The sequence below is a fragment of the Pseudomonas sp. Y24-6 genome (assembly GCF_020295325.1).
Taxonomy (GTDB): Bacteria; Pseudomonadota; Gammaproteobacteria; order Pseudomonadales; family Pseudomonadaceae; genus Aquipseudomonas; species Aquipseudomonas gregormendelii.
Genome location: NZ_JACBXG010000017.1, coordinates 15,223 through 34,746, shown reverse-complemented (window position 1 = coordinate 34,746; position 19,524 = coordinate 15,223). Strand labels below are relative to the sequence as shown.

Here is a 19,524-nt window from a genome sequence, read left to right as displayed (position 1 = left end):
CTTGCTGTGGCTACTTAAGCACTCAGTCAGGAGGAGGAATCAACCAGTGGCTGTGGACGAGATGAAGCGTCTTGAAAAAGCCTATTGCTACACAGTCCAGCGGTTGTGCATCTCCACCCTACACGTATCCCTGATAATTCGGGTGCTGCCGCGCGCAGAATCCGCAGCGGGTTGGCATTTACCGTGAGCTCCAAAAGGGGAGGTCACGCATCATGGCTAATTTAGGCGTTGTTTCCGAAACCTTCGCTCGGGGTCATTCGCAACTGACTGCACTTTGTGAACTGGCCATGAATATTGGCTCGCAAAGCGAGTGAAAACTCTGCCCTGCGGCTTGATTCAGGCCTCATGTCACCTGCGCTCGTTACAGCTGCAAACTCCACCGTTAAGTAGCGAAAGCCCCGTAGGACGGCCTCGCGTCCTGGTGAATTGCATTGGTCAGGGCCGGTTTTAGACCGTTGGTCCGCTGTCCAGGCCGCTTTTGGCGGCGTTCGCGACTATAGCAGCAATGATTAAGTGCTTCAATTCCATAAAAAATTGATATCATCTGCGCCATGACGACTACTGCCCCCTCGACCCCAAGCGTACAACTGCTTGAGGTCTCGCCGGAATATGCCGGCCAACGTATTGATAACTTCCTTCTCGCTCGGCTCAAAGGCGTGCCCAAGACCTTGATCTATCGCATTTTGCGTAAAGGCGAAGTGCGAGTGAACAAAGGTCGGATCAAGCCCGAATACAAGCTGCAGGCGGGCGATATCGTGCGCGTGCCGCCTGTGCGCGTGCCCGAGCGCGACGAGCCGGTGCCCCTGGCGCAAGGCCTGCTGCAGCGCCTCGAAGCCTCGATTATCTTCGAGGACAAGGCCCTGATCGTGATCAACAAGCCTTGTGGCATTGCGGTTCACGGCGGTAGCGGTCTGACCTACGGCGTGATCGAAGCCTTCCGTCAGTTGCGCCCCGATTGCAAGGAGCTCGAGCTCGTTCACCGACTGGACCGAGACACCTCTGGCCTGCTGATGATTGCCAAGAAACGCAGCATGCTGCGTCACTTGCACACGGCGTTGCGCGGTGATGGCGTGGACAAGCGCTACATGGCGCTGGTTCGTGGCAACTGGGCCGCCTCGATCAAGCAAGTCCGTGCCTCGCTGGGCAAGAGCAACCTGCGTTCCGGCGAGCGCATGGTCGAGGTCGACGAGGAGGAGGGCAAGGAGTCTGTGACCGTGTTCAAGGTGCTACGGCGCTTCGGAGACTTTGCGACCATGGTCGAAGCCAGGCCAATCACTGGCCGCACCCACCAGATCCGCGTGCACACCCTGCATGCCGGGCACTGCATCGCTGGCGACCCGAAATACGGGGATGAGGGTTTCAGCAAGGAAATCCGCGACCTGGGTGGCAAGCGACTGTTCCTGCACGCTTATCTGCTGACCGTGCCGCTGCCTGATGGTGGCGAGCTGAAGTTGCAGGCGCCGGTGGATGAAATGTGGGCCAAGACTGTGGAGCGCCTGAGTGCACCCCTCTGATTGCAAACTGCTGATATTTGACTGGGACGGGACCCTCGCGGACTCCATCGGGCGGATTGTCGAGGCCATGCATGTGGCCTCAGAGCGCTCCGGATTCGAGCTGCGCGATGATTTTGCCGTCAAGGGCATCATCGGTCTCGGCTTGCCGGAGGCGATTCGTACCCTGTACCCGGACATAAGTGAAGGGCAACTTATCGCCTTTCGCGGGTATTACGCCGATCACTATATCGCCGCCGAAGCCGTGCCTTCGCCGTTGTTCGAGGGTGTGCTCGAGTCAATGGAGGCCTTTCGCGCCGAGGGTTATCATTTGGCCGTTGCGACCGGCAAGGCTCGTCGCGGGCTCGACCGGGTATTGAAGGCCCACGGCTGGGAAAAGTATTTCGATATCACCCGTGCGGCGGATGAAACTGCCAGCAAGCCTCATCCTCTGATGCTGGAGCAGATCCTCGCGTACTGCGAGGTTCGCCCGGAGCAGGCGCTGATGGTTGGCGACTCCTCTTTCGATCTGCAGATGGCCCGCAACGCCGGTATGGCGTCGGTTGCCGTCAGTTACGGCGCGCAATCGATCGAGGCGCTGAAGCTGTTCGAGCCGCGACTGGCGATTGATCGTTTTTCAGAATTGCATGCCTGGCTGAATCAGCAGGCTTAACAGGTTTTTTGGGGTAGATGGCATGACCGACGAATGGAAGGCGCCCGCCAAGGCGGATGCGCAGAGCGGTGACGAGAAAAGCTGGAAATTGCTGGAAAAGACCCTGTTGGCCAGCGTGCAGGAGCAACGCCGGTCCCGTCGCTGGGGGATTTTCTTCAAGCTGCTGACCTTTGTGTATCTGTTTGGCGCCTTGATGCTGTTCACGCCGCTGATGGACATGGAAAAAGCCGCCACTCGCGGTGCCAACTACACCGCGCTGATCGAGGTCACTGGTGTGATCGCCGACAAGGAGCAGGCCAGCGCCGATAACATCGTTGGCAGCCTGCGAGCGGCCTTCGAGGATGACAAGGTCAAGGGCGTGGTCCTGCGGATCAACAGCCCGGGCGGCAGCCCGGTGCAATCAGGCTATGTGTACGACGAGATTGTTCGCCTGCGCGCGCTGCATCCTGATACCAAGGTGTATGCAGTCATCTCCGACCTGGGGGCGTCCGGCGCTTACTACATTGCCAGTGCGGCCGATCAGATCTACGCGGACAAGGCCAGCCTGGTGGGGTCCATCGGGGTTACTGCGGCCGGTTATGGTTTTGTCGGCACCATGGAGAAACTGGGCGTGGAGCGTCGGACCTATACGTCTGGCGAGCACAAGTCCTTCCTCGATCCGTTCCAGCCGCAGAAGCCTGATGAGACTCGGTTCTGGCAGGGCGTGCTCGATACCACCCATCAGCAATTCATCAATAGTGTGAAGAAGGGTCGTGGCGATCGCCTGAAAGACAAGGAGCACCCGGAGCTGTTCTCTGGCTTGGTCTGGTCGGGTGAGCAGGCGCTGCCGCTGGGGTTGATCGATGGTCTGGGCAGTGCCAGCTCGGTAGCCCGCGATGTCATTGGCGAGAAAGAACTGGTGGATTTTACCGTTCAGGAGTCGACGTTCGACCGCTTCTCGAAGAAGCTCGGCGCCAGCGTGGCTGAGCAATTGGCGATGTGGATGGGTTTCAACGGCCCGTCGTTGCGTTAAGCCGTTTAAAAGATCTTTTGCTTTCAAGGGACTTGCACGCCCTCGACCAGCAGCATATCGATCAGCCGAATCAGCGGCAGGCCGATCAGGCTGGTGGCGTCAGGGCCTTCGGTGCGTTGAAACAGGCTCACCCCCAATCCTTCGGCCTTGAAGCTTCCTGCGCAGTCGTAGGGCTGCTCTGCATGCAGGTAACGCTCGATGCTTGCCTGGTCGAGGGTGCGCATGTGCACCGTGAACGGCACGCAATCCACCTGGCAATGCCCGGTCTGGCTGTTGAGCAGGGCCAGGCCCGTGAGGAAGGTCACGCTGGCGCCGCTGGCGGCGAGTAACTGATCCCGCGCCTTCTCGAACGTGTGCGGTTTGCCGATGATGCGCTCGCCGAGCACCGCGACCTGGTCGGAACCAATGATCAGGTGGTCGGGAAAAATGCCAGCCAGCGCCTGGGCTTTTTCCCTGGCCAGGCGCTTGACCAGTTCAATGGCCGGCTCTTGTGGGCGATGACTTTCATCGATATCTGGCGAGCTGCAGACGAACGGCAACCGCAGGCGGGCCAGCAATTCCCGGCGGTAAACCGAGCTTGAAGCGAGTAATAAAGGCAGCATGCGCAACTCCAGAAGTGAGTTGCGAATTCTAGCGAGGCTTCCAAGTGACGCACAGGGCTGAATTTCCTTTGACATGGCTGGGTGCATCCCTATAATGCTGCGCCTATGTTGAATGACCCGATTCCACCTCACGTTGACCCGCGCAAATTGGCTGACCGTGGCACCACCCTTCAAGGTGAACTGCTGCTGGCCGATTTGGAGAGACTCTGCGACCCGCTTTCCGACACTGTCGGTACGGTGCAGGCGAAATTCGTTTTTGAACGAGATGAACGTAAGTCTGTGGTAATCCACAGCTTTATCGACACCGAAGTCAAAATGGTTTGCCAGCGTTGTCTTGAGCTGGTCACCCTGCCGATCCATAGCGAATGCAGTTATGCTGTGGTGAAGGAGGGTGCGAATACCCAGTCGTTGCCGAAAGGTTATGACGTGCTGGAACTGGGCGAAGATCCATTGGATCTGCAGTCACTGATCGAGGAGGAGCTTCTGCTCGCCTTGCCCATTGTGCCTGCTCATCATCCGGAAGAATGCCAGCAGCCGGCGGGTCTCGATGAGCCCGAACCGAGCGAGGACGAGGTAACGCGGTCCAACCCGTTCAGTGTATTGGCGCAGTTAAAGCGTGACCCAAACGTTTAGGAGTTAATCAATTATGGCTGTTCAGCAGAACAAAAAATCCCGCTCTGCCCGTGACATGCGTCGTTCGCACGACGCCCTGACGGCAAGCACTCTGTCTGTAGAAAAAACCACCGGTGAAATTCACCTGCGTCACCACGTATCGCCAGAAGGCGTATACCGTGGCCGTAAAGTGATCGACAAGGGCGCTGACGAGTAATCACTTGTCTGCTCAAGTCATCGCGATTGACGCAATGGGCGGGGACTTCGGTCCCCGCAGCATTGTTCAGGCCAGCCTCGCTTGTCTGAATGCTACACCCTCGCTGCACCTGACCCTCGTTGGTCAACCCTCTCTCCTTGAAGAATTGCTTGCAGGCCAATCGGCTGCGGATCGCGCGCGCCTGTCTATCGTGCCCGCCAGCGAAGTCATTACCATGGACGAGAAACCGGCCCAGGCATTGCGTGGCAAGCCGGATTCGTCGATGCGCGTTGCGCTGGAGCTGTTGCGCGATGGCAAGGTCCAGGCCTGTGTCAGTGCCGGCAATACCGGGGCGTTGATGGCGTTGTCACGATTCGTGCTCAAGACCTTGCCGGGCATTGATCGGCCGGCGATGGTGGCGGCGATTCCGACGCAGACGGGCTATTGCCAGCTGCTCGACCTCGGGGCCAACGTCGATTGCAGCGCCGAACACCTGCTGCAGTTTGCGGTCATGGGCTCGGTGGCGGCCGAGACGCTGGGTATCGTCCGCCCGCGAGTCGCTTTGTTGAACATCGGCACCGAACACATCAAGGGTAATCAGCAGGTCAAGCTGGCCGCCACCTTGTTGCAGGAGGCGCGGGGCATCAACTACATCGGTTTTGTCGAGGGCGATGGCCTGTATCGCGGTGAAGCGGATGTGGTGGTCTGTGACGGCTTCGTCGGCAATATCCTGCTCAAGTCCAGCGAGGGCTTGGCCACCATGATTGCCGGGCGTATTGAAGCGTTGTTCAAGAAGAATCTCGCTTCGCGCATGGTGGGTGCCCTGGCGTTGCCGTTGATGAAGCGCCTGCAGGCCGATCTGGCCCCTGCGCGACACAATGGTGCGAGCTTTCTCGGCCTGCAGGGGATTGTGGTGAAGAGCCACGGCTCGGCCGGGGTGCAGGGATTTCAGAGTGCTATATCCCGCGCGTTGATCGAGATCCAGGAAAACCTGCCGGAACGCATCCGCGGTCGTCTGGAGGATTTGTTGCTTTAGGCGTTTTCGTCGGACAATGCTTAAATGTGACCGCTCAGTTCAATTTGCCATCCAACTGTCAGTTTCTTGCGTCCCCCTGGGGGGACGTCAATTCTCCGACGACAAGATCATTAGGGGCTTGTTACATGTCTGCTTCCCTCGCATTCGTCTTTCCAGGACAGGGTTCGCAGTCCCTCGGCATGCTGGCCGAGTTGGGCGCGCAACATCCGGTTGTCCTTGAAACGTTCAAAGAAGCTTCCGATGCCCTCGGTTACGACCTGTGGGCGCTGACCCAGCAAGGGCCGGAAGAGCAACTCAATCAAACCGACAAGACCCAGCCGGCCATCCTGACCGCCTCGATCGCCCTGTGGCGTCTGTGGCTGGCAGAAGGCGGCGCGCGTCCGGCCTACGTGGCCGGTCACAGCCTGGGTGAGTACAGCGCTCTGGTTGCTGCCGGCAGCCTGAGCCTGGCTGACGCGGTCAAGCTCGTCGAGCGCCGTGGCCAGTTGATGCAGGAAGCGGTTCCGGCCGGGCAGGGCGGCATGGCCGCCATACTCGGTCTCGACGATGCTGACGTGCTGGCAGCCTGCGCTGAAGCAGCGCAAGGTGAAGTGGTCAGTGCCGTCAACTTCAATTCCCCGGGCCAGGTCGTCATCGCCGGTGCCAAGGCGGCGGTTGAGCGCGCCATTGAAGGCTGCAAGGCTCGTGGTGCCAAGCGCGCCATGCCATTGCCGGTGAGCGTGCCGTCCCATTGCGAGCTGATGCGCCCGGCGGCCGAGCGTTTCGCTGAATCGATCGCTGCGATCGACTGGCAGGCCCCGCAGATTCCAGTTGTGCAGAACGTCAGCGCAGCAGTGCCGGCTGATCTGGAAACCCTCAAACGCGATTTGCTCGAGCAGCTCTACAAGCCTGTGCGCTGGGTCGAGTCTGTGCAGGCGCTGGCGGCCAAGGGTGCGACCCAGCTGGTCGAATGCGGTCCTGGCAAAGTGCTGGCCGGTCTGAACAAGCGTTGCGCCGAAGGCGTAGCAACCTCCAACCTCAATACCCCAGACGCTTTCGCTGCCGCCCGTGCAGCGTTGGCCTGAATCAGGAGAAACTTGCATGAGTCTGCAAGGTAAAGTTGCACTGGTCACCGGTGCAAGCCGCGGTATCGGCCAGGCCATCGCCCTGGAACTGGGTCGTCAGGGTGCCATCGTCGTGGGTACTGCGACTTCCGCATCCGGCGCCGAGCGCATTGCCGCGACCCTGAAGGAAAACGGTATCCAGGGCACTGGCCTGGAACTCAATGTGACCAGTGACGAGTCCGTCGCCGCTGTGTTGGCGAGCATCGCCGAGCAGTTCGGTGCGCCGGCGATCCTGGTCAACAATGCCGGTATCACCCGCGATAACCTGATGATGCGGATGAAAGATGACGAATGGCATGACGTCGTCGATACCAACCTGAACAGTCTGTTCCGCCTGTCCAAGGGCGTTTTGCGTGGCATGACCAAGGCGCGTTGGGGACGAATTATCAGTATTGGTTCGGTTGTGGGTGCCATGGGCAACGCAGGCCAAGTAAACTACGCTGCCGCCAAGGCCGGTCTGGAAGGTTTCAGCCGTGCGCTGGCGCGTGAAGTCGGATCGCGTTCGATTACGGTAAACTCGGTGGCCCCAGGGTTCATCGACACCGATATGACTCGTGAACTGCCCGAAGCGCAGCGTCAAAACCTGGTTACACAAATTCCGCTGGGTCGTCTGGGGCAAGCGCAAGAGATCGCGTCTGTGGTCGCTTTTCTTGCATCCGACGGTGCGGCTTACGTTACTGGGGCTACAATCCCGGTGAACGGCGGGATGTACATGAGTTAAATGTGACGGACTGCTTCAAAAAAATGTCATACGAGCTGTCTAAAATCCGTTATAAAGCTGCAATCTATTTATAGGCATCGGGCTGCAGGGTTAGAGGAGTGAAGCTTTCAGTTGAAAAACTGAAAAGTCTTTCTATACACTTACCCACTGGCCAGCTGCCTGAATTTGTCCATTAGGAGTGAAAACAAGGTATGAGCACCATCGAAGAGCGCGTCAAGAAAATCGTTGCCGAGCAACTGGGCGTTAAGGAAGAAGAAGTGACTAACAGCGCTTCCTTCGTTGAAGACCTGGGTGCTGACTCCCTTGACACCGTTGAGCTGGTGATGGCTCTGGAAGAGGAATTCGAGACCGAAATCCCTGACGAAGAAGCTGAGAAGATCACTACTGTACAAGCTGCAATCGACTACGTTACCAGCCACCAGGCGTAATCGTTTGTAGTCGTTGTTTGCTGTCATGGAAAAACCGCACTGCCTCCTGGCGTGCGGTTTTTTCTTTAGGCCTGATGCAAAGTCGTCATTTGAAAAAGGAGAGTGCTGTGTCGCGTAGACGCGTCGTAGTCACCGGTATGGGTATGTTGTCGCCACTGGGCACGGATGTGCCAAGCAGCTGGCAGGGCATTCTGGCCGGCCGCAGTGGCATTGGTCTGATCGAACACACCGACCTTTCTGCCTATTCCACCCGTTTTGGCGGCTCGGTAAAGGGCTTCAATGTCGAGGAATACCTGTCGGTCAAGGAAGCGCGCAAGCTCGACCTGTTCATTCAATACGGTCTGGCCGCAGGGTTTCAGGCAGTAAAAAATGCAGGCCTGGAAGTGACCGATGCCAACCGTGAACGCATCGGCGTCGCCATGGGCTCAGGCATTGGCGGCCTGACCAACATCGAAGAAACCAGCCGTACCCTGCATGATTCCGGCCCACGACGGATTTCGCCGTTTTTCGTGCCCGGCTCGATCATCAATATGATTTCCGGATTCCTGTCCATCCACCTTGGAGCACAGGGGCCCAACTACGCCATCGCCACGGCCTGTACCACGGGTACGCATTGTATTGGCATGGCGGCACGCAACATCATGTACGACGAAGCCGACGTGATGATCGCCGGTGGCGCCGAGATGGCCGCTTGTGGCCTGGGCATGGGCGGCTTCGGTGCCTCCCGGGCGCTGTCGACCCGCAACGACGAGCCTGCCCGTGCCAGTCGTCCATGGGACAAGGGGCGTGACGGCTTTGTACTGTCCGACGGTGCTGGCGCGCTGGTACTTGAAGAACTGGAGCACGCCAAGGCTCGCGGTGCGACCATTTACGCCGAGTTGATCGGTTTTGGCACCAGTGGCGATGCGTTCCACATGACTTCGCCACCTGCCGATGGTGCGGGTGCTGCACGCTGCATCACCAATGCCTTGCGCGATGCGAAGATCAACAGTGACCAGGTCCAGTACATCAACGCCCACGGCACTTCGACTTCGGCCGGTGATCTTGCCGAAGCCTGTGCGATCAGGTCGGTGTTTGGTGATCACGCCTACAAGCTGGCCGTCAGTTCGACCAAGTCCATGACCGGTCACCTCCTGGGTGCCGCGGGTGCGGTTGAAGCGATCTTCAGTGTGCTGGCAATTAACAGCCAGGTGGCGCCACCGACCATCAACCTTGACGAGCCGGACGAAGGCTGTGACCTCGACTTCGTGCCGCACACTGCGCGCAACATGGATATCGACGTGGTGCTGTCCAACTCCTTCGGGTTTGGCGGTACCAACGGCTCCCTGGTGTTCCGCCGGTTCGCTGGCTGATGGACTGCTGGGTCGACGGTCAGCCGGCGCACGCTGTGTCGCTGAAGGATCGCGGCCTGGCCTACGGCGATGGTCTGTTCGAGACCATCGCCGTGCGCAATGGCACACCGGTATTGCTGGATCGTCACCTGGAGCGGTTGCTTGAGGGTTGCCAGCGCCTGGCAATCAACCTTGATGGCGCGGTGGTGCGCACCGAGCTGCTGGCCTATGCCCTCGCGCTCGGTGAAGGCGTACTCAAGCTGATCGTCACCCGGGGCGAAAGTGCTCGCGGCTATGCCCCGGACCCTGTCGTTGCGGCGCGCCGCATCATGCAGGGCAATCCTCCTGCGATTTACCCGCCAGCCCATGCGGAGCAGGGCGTGCGCCTGTTCCCTTGCGTCACCCGGCTGTCCTTGCAACCCTTGTTGGCTGGTCTCAAGCACCTCAATCGCCTGGAGCAGGTCATCGCCCGTTCCGAGTGGCAAGACGCTGAGCACGCCGAAGGCCTGATGCTGGACCAGGCCGGTCGTGTGGTCGAGGGCGTGTTCAGTAATCTGTTCCTGGTGCGTGATGGTGTGTTGATCACCGCCGATCTCGGTCGCTGCGGCGTCGCCGGGGTAATGCGCGCTGAATTATTGTTTCAAGCTGAGTCTTCAGCGATCCCTGTACAAATCATCGATATCACCCTGGAACAGCTGCAATGGGCCGATGAAGTCTTTGTCTGTAATAGTGTTTATGGCATTTGGCCGGTGCGTGCGTATGCTGCACTGAGCTGGCCGGTTGGGCCACTCACCCGTAAACTCCAAACCATTGCCCGTGCGCTATTGGATGCTTGATTCGTGAGACGTAAATTCTTGCTGCTGCTGGAAACCGGATTGGTTCTGGCAGGGCTGTTATTCGGTTTTTCCGCCTGGAAAATTCATTCGGCGCTGGATCAGTCGCTGAACATCACCCAGGAAGAAATGCTCGAAGTACCCAAGGGTACGACACCCACCCGCACTTTCTACCGACTCGAAGCCGATGGCGTCATCAAGGACGCGTTCTGGCTTCGCGTGTACTGGCGCTTCAACCTCGCCGGACAACCCTTGCACAGCGGCGAATACCGCATGCAGCCCGGCATGACCGTCGAAGGCCTGATCGATTCGTGGAAACGCGGGGACGTGGTGCAGTACAGCGTCACGCTGGTCGAAGGCTGGAATTTCCATCAGGTCCGCGCGGCCCTCGCCAGGGACGAAAAACTCCAGCAGACCCTCGCAGGTTTGAGCGACTCCCAGGTGATGGAAAAGCTCGGCCACCCGGGGATTTTTCCGGAGGGGCGTTTTTTCCCCGATACCTATAGTTTCGTTCGCGGCATGAGCGACATCGAATTGCTCAAGACTGCTTACGAGCGCCTCGACGAAGTGCTGGCCAGGGAATGGAATCAGCGAGCGGCTGATCTGCCCTACGCCGATCCGTACCAGGCGCTGATCATGGCCTCCCTGGTGGAGAAGGAAACCGGTGTGCCACAGGAGCGCGGGCAGATTGCCGGCGTGTTCGTGCGACGCATGGCGTTGGGCATGCTCCTGCAGACTGATCCAACCGTGATCTACGGCCTGGGCGATCGCTACAGCGGCAAATTGACTCGCGCCCACCTCAAGGAAGCGACGCCGTATAACACCTACATGATTTCCGGCCTGCCACCGACGCCCATCGCCATGGTCGGGCGCGAAGCGATTCACGCGGCATTAAATCCGGTGGCCGGCAGCAGTCTGTATTTCGTTGCCCGTGGCGACGGCAGTCATGTTTTTTCCGATGACCTGGATGCGCACAACAACGCAGTGCGCGAGTACCAGCTCAAGCGTCGCGCCGATTACCGTTCCAGCCCGGCACCGGCGACTGCACCTGAGGCAACAGCGCCGCAAACACCTGACACCAACAGCCCGGCCCACGAAGCGCCGATTCCTGCCGCGTCGCCCAACCCCGATCCCGAGGCTTTGCCCCAGGTCGCACCGCAGGAGCCGCCAGCGGCGCCTGCAGCCGAACCGGACGCCACCACGCCGCAAAGCCCGCAATGACCCTGACTAAGGACTGCCTGTGACTGGCTTGTTTATTACCCTGGAAGGCCCTGAGGGCGCTGGCAAGAGCACCAATCGCGAATACCTGGCCGAGCGCCTGCGCGCCGCCGGTATCGAAGTGGTGTTGACCCGCGAGCCGGGTGGCACCGCGCTGGCCGAGCGAATTCGTGAGGTGCTGCTGGCGCCGGTCGAAGAAGCCATGAACCCGGACACCGAGCTGCTGCTGGTATTCGCCGCTCGCGCCCAGCACCTGGCCGAAGTCATCCGCCCGGCATTGGCCCGGGGGGCGGTGGTGCTGTGCGACCGGTTCACCGATTCCACTTATGCCTACCAAGGTGGCGGCCGTGGCCTGTCGCTGGAGCGTATTGCCACCCTGGAAACCTTCGTCCAGGGAGATCTGCGTCCGGACCTGACGCTGATTTTCGACCTGCCGGTGGAAGTCGGTCTGGCGCGTGCCAGTGCCCGTGGTCGCCTCGACCGCTTCGAGCTGGAAGGCAGGGCCTTCTTCGACGCGGTGCGCAGCGCCTTCCTCAAGCGCGCTGAAGCCGATCCTGCGCGCTATGTGCTGGTCGATGCCGCACAACCGTTGGCGCAGGTCCAGCAGTCCCTGGACGCGTTGCTCCCGCGTCTGCTGGAGCTGGCCCGTGGCTGAAGCCTATCCCTGGCAGGACTCGCTCTGGCAGCAACTGGCCGGTCGCAAGCAGCATGCCCACGCCTACCTGTTGCATGGCCCGGCCGGGATTGGCAAGCGCGCATTGGCCGAGCGCTTGATGGCCAGCCTGTTGTGCCAGCGCCCGACTGCCCAGGATGCCTGCGGCGAGTGTAAATCCTGCCTGCTGCTCAAGGCCGGCAGCCACCCGGACAACTACGTCCTCGAACCGGAAGAGGCGGACAAGGCGATCAAGGTCGATCAGGTTCGCGAACTGGTCAGCTTCGTGGTGCAGACCGCGCAGATGGGCGGGCGCAAAGTCGTGCTGATCGAGCCTGTCGAAGCGATGAACATCAACGCCGCCAACGCTTTGCTCAAAAGCCTTGAAGAACCTTCCGGCGATACCGTATTGCTGCTGGTCAGCCACCAGACCAGCCGTCTGTTGCCGACCATCAAGAGTCGTTGCGTGCAGCAGGCCTGCCCATTGCCTGGCGAGGCCATGAGCCTGGCCTGGCTGGCGCAGACCTTGCCAGATTGCTCCGACGAGGAGCGCGTGGAACTGTTGACCCTGGCGGCCGGCTCGCCGCTGGCGGCGGTCAAGCTGCAGGCCCAGGGCGTGCGTGAGCAAAGGGCGCTGGTGGTCGAAGGGGTCAAGAAGCTGCTCAAGCAGCAGCAGTCGCCGACACAATTGGCAGAAGGCTGGAACGCGATTCCGCTGTTGCTGCTGTTCGACTGGTTCTGCGACTGGTCGAGCCTTATCCTGCGTTATCAGTTGACCCAGGATGAAGAAGGGCTGGGGCTGGCGGACATGCGCAAAGTGATTCAATACCTGGCGCAGAAGTCGGCCCAGGACAAGGTCCTCGATATCCAGGACTGGATTCTCGCCCAGCGCCAGAAAGTCATGAGCAAAGCCAACCTCAATCGGGTATTACTGCTCGAGGCCTTGTTGGTGCAGTGGGCGTCTTTGCCCGGCCAGAAGTGACTAGACTCTGAACATCAGCCGAGGAGGCCAGCATGAATGAACCCGTCAACTCCGGGCCGCGCAACGGCATTCTGTCCCTGACCATCAAGGACAAGTCGGTGCTTTACGCGGCGTACATGCCCTTCATCAAGAACGGTGGCCTGTTTATTCCGACCAACAAGAGTTACCGGTTGGGTGATGAAGTCTTCATGCTGCTCAACCTGATGGATGAAGCCGAAAAGATTCCGGTCGCCGGCAAGGTCACCTGGATCACGCCCAAAGGCGCCCAGGGCAATCGCGCCGCCGGGGTCGGCGTGCAGTTCAATGACGGCGACAACACGGCCCGCAGTCGAATCGAAACCCATCTGGCCGGAGCCCTTAAGTCCGACCGTCCCACTCATACGATGTAAGTTGCAGCCCTCTTTATGCTCGTAGATTCCCATTGTCACCTTGATCGACTCGACCTTGCCGCGCACAACGGCTCACTGGATGCCGCGCTGGACGCGGCCCGCCAACGGGGCGTCGGTCACTTCCTGTGCATTGGCGTCAGCGTCGACAATGCCGCCGACGTCAAGGCCCTGGCCGAGCGTTACGACGACGTCGACTGCTCGGTGGGCGTGCATCCGCTGGACGTACAGCCCGGTGCTGCGCCAGCACTGGACTGGCTGCTGCAGGAGCTCAACCATCCGCGCGTGGTAGCCATTGGTGAGACGGGCCTGGACTATCACTACGAGCCGGAAGCGGCCGAGTTGCAGCAGGCGTCCTTTCGTCTGCATCTGCAGGCGGCGCAGCAGACCGGCAAACCGGTGATCATTCACACCCGCGGAGCCCGCGCCGATACGCTGGACCTGCTGCGCGAAGCCGCGCTGCCTCAGGCCGGGGTGCTGCATTGCTTCACCGAAGACTGGGACATGGCCAAAGCGGCGCTGGACATGGGTTATTACATTTCCTTATCCGGGATTGTCACTTTCCGCAATGCCGACGCCCTGCGCGACGTTGCCAGCAAGGTCCCGGCCGATCGATTGCTGGTGGAAACCGACTCGCCGTACCTGGCCCCCATTCCTCATCGCGGCAAGCCAAACCTGCCGCAGTATGTGCGCGAGGTAGCGGAATTTCTGGCAATGTTGCGCGGGGAGTCCTACGAGCAATTTGCAGCCCAGACCACTGAGAACTTCAAACGGCTGTTTCCATTGGCCCACGTCAGGGCCTCGGCGTAACGCAGGTACAAAAGATTGCAGCCTTCGGCAGCTCCTACGGGGCTTTGGCCCCTGAATCGCAGGCAAAAAAAACCCGGGTTCTGGGGGGTGAATCCGGGTTAAGACCATTAGGAGTAAAACAAAGATACGCGGTCCGTTGGTACCTTTATCGTCGAGACACTTGGGGGAGATGTCCCGTCGACAGTTGAAGTATTGATCAGTATTGCGCCGAGTCCAGTTTAGCCGGTCAGGTTTTTAAACAATTTTGGAATACGCGCGCTTCGGAAGAGTTCTCATCAACCGGCCAGCATGCATGAAAACCTCATGAAACACAGATATGGTCGGATGATCCGTGCATTTTGGCGCAAGTTAGGCATAATACGCGGCTTCGAATTTTGACCCCTACAGACCTTTTCTTATGCATAAAGAACCTCGTAAGGTCCGTGAGTTTCGTCGCCGCGAGCAGGAAATTCTCGATACCGCGCTAAAGCTGTTCCTCGACCAAGGTGAAGACAGTGTCACCGTCGAGATGATTGCTGATGCCGTCGGTATCGGCAAAGGCACGATCTACAAGCACTTCAAGTCCAAGGCCGAGATCTACCTGCGCCTGATGCTCGACTACGAGCGTGACCTGAACGAGCTGTTGCATTCCGCCGACGTCGACAAGGACAAGGAAGCGCTGTCGCGCGCCTACTTCGAATTCCGCATGCGCGATCCGCAACGCTACCGGTTGTTCGATCGCCTGGAAGAGAAGGTGGTCAAGGGCAACCAGGTGCCGGAGATGGTCGAGGAACTGCACAAGATCCGCGCCTCGAACTTCGAGCGGCTGACCCTGCTGATCAAGGGGCGTATCAGCGAAGGCAAGCTCGAAGATGTCCCGCCTTACTTCCACTACTGCGCATCCTGGGCGTTGGTGCACGGTGCCGTGGCGCTGTATCACTCGCCGTTCTGGAGCAATGTGCTGGAAGACCAGGAAGGCTTCTTCCAGTTCCTGATGGACATCGGCGTGCGCATGGGCAACAAGCGCAAGCGCGACACCGACACCCCAAGCAGCTGAGCCATTCAGCAGCCTGATTGCGCCATGATATTCACCCCATGGTGCATACCGCAGGAATATACTCAGGCATGGGACTTGCTAAAACTTGATTTGTGAGTCAAGTTTTAGCAGTTCCATTTCCTTTCGCCGGAGTGCTCCATGATCGTTGACCGTCAAGGCAGGCGTTTTCGCAATTTGCGGATCAGCCTGACTTCAGCCTGCAATTACGCCTGTACCTACTGCGTGCCTGATGGCAAGCGGCTGGTGGCTGCGCAGGATGAACTGTCGGCCGATGCCATGGCACGTGGCGTGGCCTATCTCATCGAAGCGGCCGGCATCGAGCGTTTGCGCATCACCGGTGGCGAGCCACTGGTCAGCCCGAAACTCGAAGCCTTCATGACCGCCGTCGGTAAGATGGGCCTTCAAGACATCAGCCTGACCACTAATGGCCAGTTGCTGGCGAAGAAGCTGCCGCTGCTGGTCGGTGCCGGCATTCGGCGCATCAACGTGTCCCTCGATACCCTGGATGCCGGCGCTTTCCGTAGTATCGCGCGTGGCGGCGACCTGGCGACCGTGCTCGATGGCATGGACCAGGCCAGCGCGGCAGGCATGAAGATCAAGGTGAACATGGTGCCGTTGCGCGGGCAGAACCTCGATCAGGTGATGCCGCTGCTCGATTATTGCCTGGAGCGCGGCTATGAGCTGCGCTTCATCGAATTAATGCGCATGGGGCATCTGGCCAGTGACTCCAATGCCTTCCTGCAGCAATTCGTCAGCCTCCAGCAATTGCTCGACCTGATCGGCGAGCGCTACGAGTACTTGCAGGCCGATGCGCCCGTCGATGCCACGGCGGTGCGTTACGAAATTCCGGGAATGGGCCACTTCGGGGTCATTGCCAACGAAAGCGTGCCGTTCTGCCGCACCTGCTCGCGGCTGCGGCTGTCGTCCACCGGCTGGCTGCATGGCTGCCTGTCGTCGAGCAACCGCCACTATGTCGGCGATCTGCTGGATAAACCGCGCCACCAGGCGTTGCCAGCCTTGCAACGGCTTCTGGTCAAAGCGCTGGGAGACAAGCAGGAAGTGGCGTTCTCCGGCGGCGCGACCATCATGAAGATCATCGGCGGCTGAAAATCTGCCTTCGCGAGCACGCCCGCTCCCACAGTCGACCTGCATTCACAGGTGCAATGCATTTCCCTGTGGCAGGAGCTTGAGCTTGAGCTGGCGCGGAAGCTGCATCCAATGCCTATTCGCCGGTTTTCCGTCACCGGCCTCTGGAGGACAGGATGCGTAACCCGGTTTTGCTGCTGGCCATTTTGGCGCTCGGTGGCTGCATGAACGTCAGTGACATGGCCGAAGGCACCCGTTATCACATGAGCGATGCCGGCCTGCTCGACCACAGCGACAGTCGTCGGGTCAGTAACCTGCGAATCCAGCCGGACTCCTTCATCTACATCGCCCAAGGCGCATTCGCGCCGCGTGGCGGCACTGCTTATCCGCGCCCCAACGTTATCGCCGAAGTCGCCTTCGATGGATTCATCGAGTATTTCCCCATGGTGCGCCGCGCTCGCGCGCCTGAGGGGCTTGACGAGGCGATGGGGGAGGCCCGCGCCGTGGGCGCTCATTACCTGCTATACACGCGCTTTGCCAAGGCGGATGACCGTATCGGCAACTCCGATGAGTGGCTGGACCAGGAGGCTGTGGACCGGCTGGGCGTCGATACCGGTGTGATTCAGATCATGTTGATCGAGACCAGCACCCAGTATTTGATCGATACTGCACGCATCAAGAGTCGCGGCGGTTTGCTGACGTTCCACGACTCCCGGCCCGAAGACCTGATGGGTCCGCCGCTTGAACAGTACGCGCGCAGCCTGCTGGGCATCAGTGATCAATAATTTTCCAGGAGAACACCATGAGCGGACCGCAAAAAGCCAACGACCTGCTGGGGCAAATCCCCAAGACCAAAGGCCTGCCGCCGGTCCACCTGTGGAACCCCGAGTTCTGTGGTGACATTGATATGCGCATTGCCCGGGACGGTACCTGGTATTACCTGGGCACGCCGATCGGACGCAAGCCGATGGTCAAGCTGTTCTCCACCATCATCCGCCGCGACGCAGATGATTACTTTCTGATCACCCCGGTCGAGAAGGTCGGCATCAAGGTTGATGACGCACCGTTCGTGGCCATTGCCGTGGAAGTGGAGGGCGAGGGTGAGGCCCAGTTGCTGCGGTTTACCACCAACGTTGAGGAGACTGCCGAGGCGGGGGGCGAACACCCCATCCGCGTGGTGATCGACCCGGTCACCCAGGAGCCGGCGCCCTACGTGCACGTGCGAACCAATCTCGAGGCGCTGATTCATCGCAATGTGTTCTACCAGTTGGTGGAGCTGGCGGTCACCCGGGAGATCGACGGGCAGCACTGGCTTGGCGTGTGGAGTGGTGGTGAGTTCTTCCCCATCGGTCTTGAGCCCTGAGTGGTTATTTCTGACGCCATCGCGGGCAAGCCTTGCTCCCACAGGGTTTGCAGGTAACTTGCTGGACTCCCTTCCCTGATGGGGGGCGCACACCACCTGTGGGAGCAAGGCATTGTGGGAGCAACGCTTGCCCGCGATTGACCGCGAAGCGGTCACCTTCCATCTGTCACCTCACTGAAATATTCCTTGCCCGCTCCAGCCCGTTTCGGGTATCTATTTGTACATGATTAGACAGGTACGATTTGACAAGAAAAAACGGGTGGTCGACGAGCTTATCCGACGCATCGAAAGCGGCCTCATGGAAGACGGTTTCCTGTTGCCTGGCGAGCATCAGTTGGCTCAGGAATTCAAAGTCAGCCGAGGCACGCTGCGTGAAGCCCTGGCCGAGTTGAAACGGCGCCATTACATCGCCACGCAAACGGGGGTCGGTTCCATCGTCACATTTGACGGGGTGGTGCTCGACCAGCGCAGCGGTTGGGCCCAGGCCCTGGCCGACAGCGGGGCGCTGGTCAATACCGAAGTGCTGCGCCTGGAGGCAGTGGATCGACCCGATTTGCTGTCGCGCTTTGGCACTGAAAAATTCATCACCCTGGACCGCCGCCGGCGCTCCAACGATGGCACCCTGGTGTCTCTTGAACGCTCTTTGATGCCCGCCAACGGCGGCCTGGAAAGCCTGCCCCGGGTCGGCCTGATCGACAACTCCCTGACCATCACCCTGGCGGCCTATGGTTTTATCGGCGAGCGCGGCGATCAATGGATCGGCGCCGAGCCGCTGAATGCCGAAGACGCACAACTGCTCGGACGTCCGGTGGGCACGGTCTTTCTCAAGGCTATGCGTACCACCTACGACCGGCGAAACCGCTTCATGGAACAGGTCGAAAGCCTGCTTGATCCCGTGCACTTTCGCCTGCACCTGCAATTTGGAACCTCGCAATGACCCCGCTCAATCGTGCCCTCGGCGCGTTCTACGGACTGGCCCTGGGCGATGCATTGGGCATGCCGACGCAATCGCTCAGCCGCGCTGATATCAAGGCGCGTTTCGGTCAGATCAACGACCTGCAAGACGCCGGCCCCGATCAGCCGATCGCGGCCAATATGCCCGCCGGTTCGATCACCGATGACACCGAACAGGCGATTCTGGTCGGTCAGTTACTGATCGAGGGCCAGGGCCGGATCGAGCCTTCGGTGCTCGCCCAGCGCCTGATCGAATGGGAAGCCGAGATGCAGGCCAAGGGCTCGCAGGATCTGCTGGGGCCCTCGACCAAACGAGCAATCGAAATGATCCTTGCCGGGCATTCGCCGGCAGAGGCCGGGCGCTACGGCACCACCAACGGTGCGGCCATGCGCATTACGCCGGTGGGCATCGCGGCGGACATCGCCGACCCCGAACGTTTCATTCAGTCCGTCGTGCAGGCCTGCCAGGTCACCCACAACACCACCTTGGGCATTTCCAGCGCGGCAGCGGTGGCGGCGGTGGTCTCCGCCGGCATCAACGGCATGGACCTGGGCGCTGCACTCAACCTGGGTCAACACATCGCCCAGCAAGCCGAGAGCCATGGACATTGGGTCGCCGGTGGCCGAATCGCTTCGCGCATCAGTTGGGCCCGGACCATCAGTGTCGACAGCGACAAAGCGTTGCTCGCCGACCTGCTATACGACGTGATCGGCACCTCGGTGGCATCCCAGGAATCGGTAGTGGTGTCCTTTGCCCTGGCGCAACAGGTGGCCATTGGCGAAATGAACGCGTTCGAGGCGCTGTGCATGGCCGCGAGCCTGGGTGGCGACACCGACACCATCGCGGCGATCCTCGGTGCCATGCTCGGTGCCTGCCTTGGACTGGAGAGCTGGCCTGTGGCGATGATCGACAGGGTCAAGACGGTTAACGGTCTGGCGCTGGAACCGTTGGTGCAGGGCCTTTTGGCTTTGCGCTGAAGGCGAGAACGCCACACCCTGC

23 protein-coding genes are annotated in these 19,524 nt (G+C 60.0%); 22 read left to right on the top strand and 1 reads right to left on the bottom strand.

Features of this window, described 5'->3' with window-relative positions; genetic code table 11:
- Nucleotides 1–551 precede the first annotated feature (551 nt).
- Genes rluC through sppA form a run of 3 tightly spaced genes read left to right on the top strand, consistent with a single transcriptional unit; the run spans nucleotide 552 to nucleotide 3,175 of the window.
- A complete protein-coding gene (gene rluC, locus HYI44_RS25640) occupies nucleotides 552–1,514 on the top strand; it encodes a 23S rRNA pseudouridine(955/2504/2580) synthase RluC (protein ID WP_045061729.1) in 963 nt (320 codons plus the stop codon).
- Entirely contained in the window at nucleotides 1,501–2,163 is a 663-nt protein-coding gene (locus HYI44_RS25635) for an HAD-IA family hydrolase (protein ID WP_122839132.1), read from the top strand. The genes rluC and HYI44_RS25635 overlap by 14 nt, the downstream gene beginning before the upstream one ends.
- Nucleotides 2,164–2,185: 22 nt before the next feature.
- Nucleotides 2,186–3,175, top strand: coding sequence for a signal peptide peptidase SppA (sppA, locus tag HYI44_RS25630; RefSeq protein ID WP_122839133.1), 990 nt, complete (start codon nucleotides 2,186–2,188; stop codon nucleotides 3,173–3,175).
- A gap of 23 nt (nucleotides 3,176–3,198) precedes the next feature.
- Here the strand turns inward: sppA and HYI44_RS25625 are convergent, their stop codons facing one another.
- Nucleotides 3,199–3,777 (bottom strand): Maf family protein, encoded by a 579-nt coding sequence (locus HYI44_RS25625; protein WP_122839134.1) that lies wholly within the window; start codon nucleotides 3,775–3,777, stop codon nucleotides 3,199–3,201.
- A gap of 105 nt (nucleotides 3,778–3,882) precedes the next feature.
- Here HYI44_RS25625 and HYI44_RS25620 point away from each other — a divergent pair, with 105 nt between their 5' ends.
- From HYI44_RS25620 to HYI44_RS25530, 19 genes are all read left to right on the top strand, one after another.
- Nucleotides 3,883–4,410 (top strand): YceD family protein, encoded by a 528-nt coding sequence (locus HYI44_RS25620; protein WP_004371317.1) that lies wholly within the window; start codon nucleotides 3,883–3,885, stop codon nucleotides 4,408–4,410.
- Nucleotides 4,411–4,423: 13 nt separating this feature from the next.
- A complete protein-coding gene (gene rpmF / locus HYI44_RS25615) occupies nucleotides 4,424–4,606 on the top strand; it encodes a 50S ribosomal protein L32 (protein ID WP_008152339.1) in 183 nt (60 codons plus the stop codon).
- Nucleotides 4,607–4,610: 4 nt separating this feature from the next.
- Complete coding sequence (gene plsX, locus HYI44_RS25610) at nucleotides 4,611–5,621, top strand: phosphate acyltransferase PlsX (RefSeq protein ID WP_225570844.1); 1,011 nt, start codon at nucleotides 4,611–4,613, stop codon at nucleotides 5,619–5,621.
- 125 nt (nucleotides 5,622–5,746) lie between these two features.
- Nucleotides 5,747–6,685: an ACP S-malonyltransferase gene (fabD, locus tag HYI44_RS25605; RefSeq protein ID WP_122839136.1), complete on the top strand. Its 939-nt coding sequence runs from the start codon at nucleotides 5,747–5,749 to the stop codon at nucleotides 6,683–6,685.
- Nucleotides 6,686–6,701: 16 nt separating this feature from the next.
- Nucleotides 6,702–7,445, top strand: a complete 744-nt coding sequence (gene fabG / locus HYI44_RS25600) for a 3-oxoacyl-ACP reductase FabG (protein ID WP_045061723.1) — start codon at nucleotides 6,702–6,704, stop codon at nucleotides 7,443–7,445.
- Nucleotides 7,446–7,636: 191 nt separating this feature from the next.
- Entirely contained in the window at nucleotides 7,637–7,873 is a 237-nt protein-coding gene (gene acpP, locus HYI44_RS25595; protein WP_004371293.1) for an acyl carrier protein, read from the top strand.
- 107 nt (nucleotides 7,874–7,980) lie between these two features.
- Complete coding sequence (gene fabF / locus HYI44_RS25590; protein WP_122839137.1) at nucleotides 7,981–9,225, top strand: beta-ketoacyl-ACP synthase II; 1,245 nt, start codon at nucleotides 7,981–7,983, stop codon at nucleotides 9,223–9,225.
- Nucleotides 9,225–10,040 carry an aminodeoxychorismate lyase gene (gene pabC, locus HYI44_RS25585; protein WP_225570843.1) on the top strand — a complete coding sequence of 272 codons (816 nt, stop codon included), beginning with the start codon at nucleotides 9,225–9,227 and terminating at the stop codon, nucleotides 10,038–10,040. The genes fabF and pabC overlap by 1 nt, the downstream gene beginning before the upstream one ends.
- Nucleotides 10,041–10,043: 3 nt before the next feature.
- Entirely contained in the window at nucleotides 10,044–11,258 is a 1,215-nt protein-coding gene (gene mltG, locus HYI44_RS25580) for an endolytic transglycosylase MltG (RefSeq protein WP_122839139.1), read from the top strand.
- A gap of 19 nt (nucleotides 11,259–11,277) precedes the next feature.
- The gene (gene tmk, locus HYI44_RS25575; protein WP_122839140.1) at nucleotides 11,278–11,910 is read left to right on the top strand and encodes a dTMP kinase; all 633 of its coding nucleotides are present in this window, start codon (nucleotides 11,278–11,280) and stop codon (nucleotides 11,908–11,910) included.
- Nucleotides 11,903–12,889 (top strand): DNA polymerase III subunit delta', encoded by a 987-nt coding sequence (locus HYI44_RS25570; RefSeq protein ID WP_225570842.1) that lies wholly within the window; start codon nucleotides 11,903–11,905, stop codon nucleotides 12,887–12,889. The genes tmk and HYI44_RS25570 overlap by 8 nt, the downstream gene beginning before the upstream one ends.
- A gap of 32 nt (nucleotides 12,890–12,921) precedes the next feature.
- Complete coding sequence (locus HYI44_RS25565) at nucleotides 12,922–13,278, top strand: PilZ domain-containing protein (RefSeq protein WP_045061717.1); 357 nt, start codon at nucleotides 12,922–12,924, stop codon at nucleotides 13,276–13,278.
- A 15-nt stretch (nucleotides 13,279–13,293) separates the two neighbouring features.
- Nucleotides 13,294–14,085, top strand: a complete 792-nt coding sequence (locus HYI44_RS25560; protein WP_122839141.1) for a TatD family hydrolase — start codon at nucleotides 13,294–13,296, stop codon at nucleotides 14,083–14,085.
- A gap of 397 nt (nucleotides 14,086–14,482) precedes the next feature.
- On the top strand, nucleotides 14,483–15,121 hold the full coding sequence (locus HYI44_RS25555; protein ID WP_008152317.1) for a TetR/AcrR family transcriptional regulator: 639 nt from the start codon (nucleotides 14,483–14,485) through the stop codon (nucleotides 15,119–15,121).
- 138 nt (nucleotides 15,122–15,259) lie between these two features.
- A complete protein-coding gene (locus tag HYI44_RS25550) occupies nucleotides 15,260–16,228 on the top strand; it encodes a GTP 3',8-cyclase MoaA (protein WP_225570841.1) in 969 nt (322 codons plus the stop codon).
- A 155-nt stretch (nucleotides 16,229–16,383) separates the two neighbouring features.
- Nucleotides 16,384–16,992: a DUF4823 domain-containing protein gene (locus HYI44_RS25545; protein ID WP_122839143.1), complete on the top strand. Its 609-nt coding sequence runs from the start codon at nucleotides 16,384–16,386 to the stop codon at nucleotides 16,990–16,992.
- A 17-nt stretch (nucleotides 16,993–17,009) separates the two neighbouring features.
- The gene (locus HYI44_RS25540) at nucleotides 17,010–17,570 is read left to right on the top strand and encodes a DUF1285 domain-containing protein (RefSeq protein ID WP_122839144.1); all 561 of its coding nucleotides are present in this window, start codon (nucleotides 17,010–17,012) and stop codon (nucleotides 17,568–17,570) included.
- Between the two features lie 223 nt (nucleotides 17,571–17,793).
- Nucleotides 17,794–18,507 carry a GntR family transcriptional regulator gene (locus tag HYI44_RS25535; protein WP_225570840.1) on the top strand — a complete coding sequence of 238 codons (714 nt, stop codon included), beginning with the start codon at nucleotides 17,794–17,796 and terminating at the stop codon, nucleotides 18,505–18,507.
- Nucleotides 18,504–19,502, top strand: coding sequence for an ADP-ribosylglycohydrolase family protein (locus tag HYI44_RS25530; RefSeq protein WP_122839146.1), 999 nt, complete (start codon nucleotides 18,504–18,506; stop codon nucleotides 19,500–19,502). The genes HYI44_RS25535 and HYI44_RS25530 overlap by 4 nt, the downstream gene beginning before the upstream one ends.
- Nucleotides 19,503–19,524: the final 22 nt, after the last annotated feature.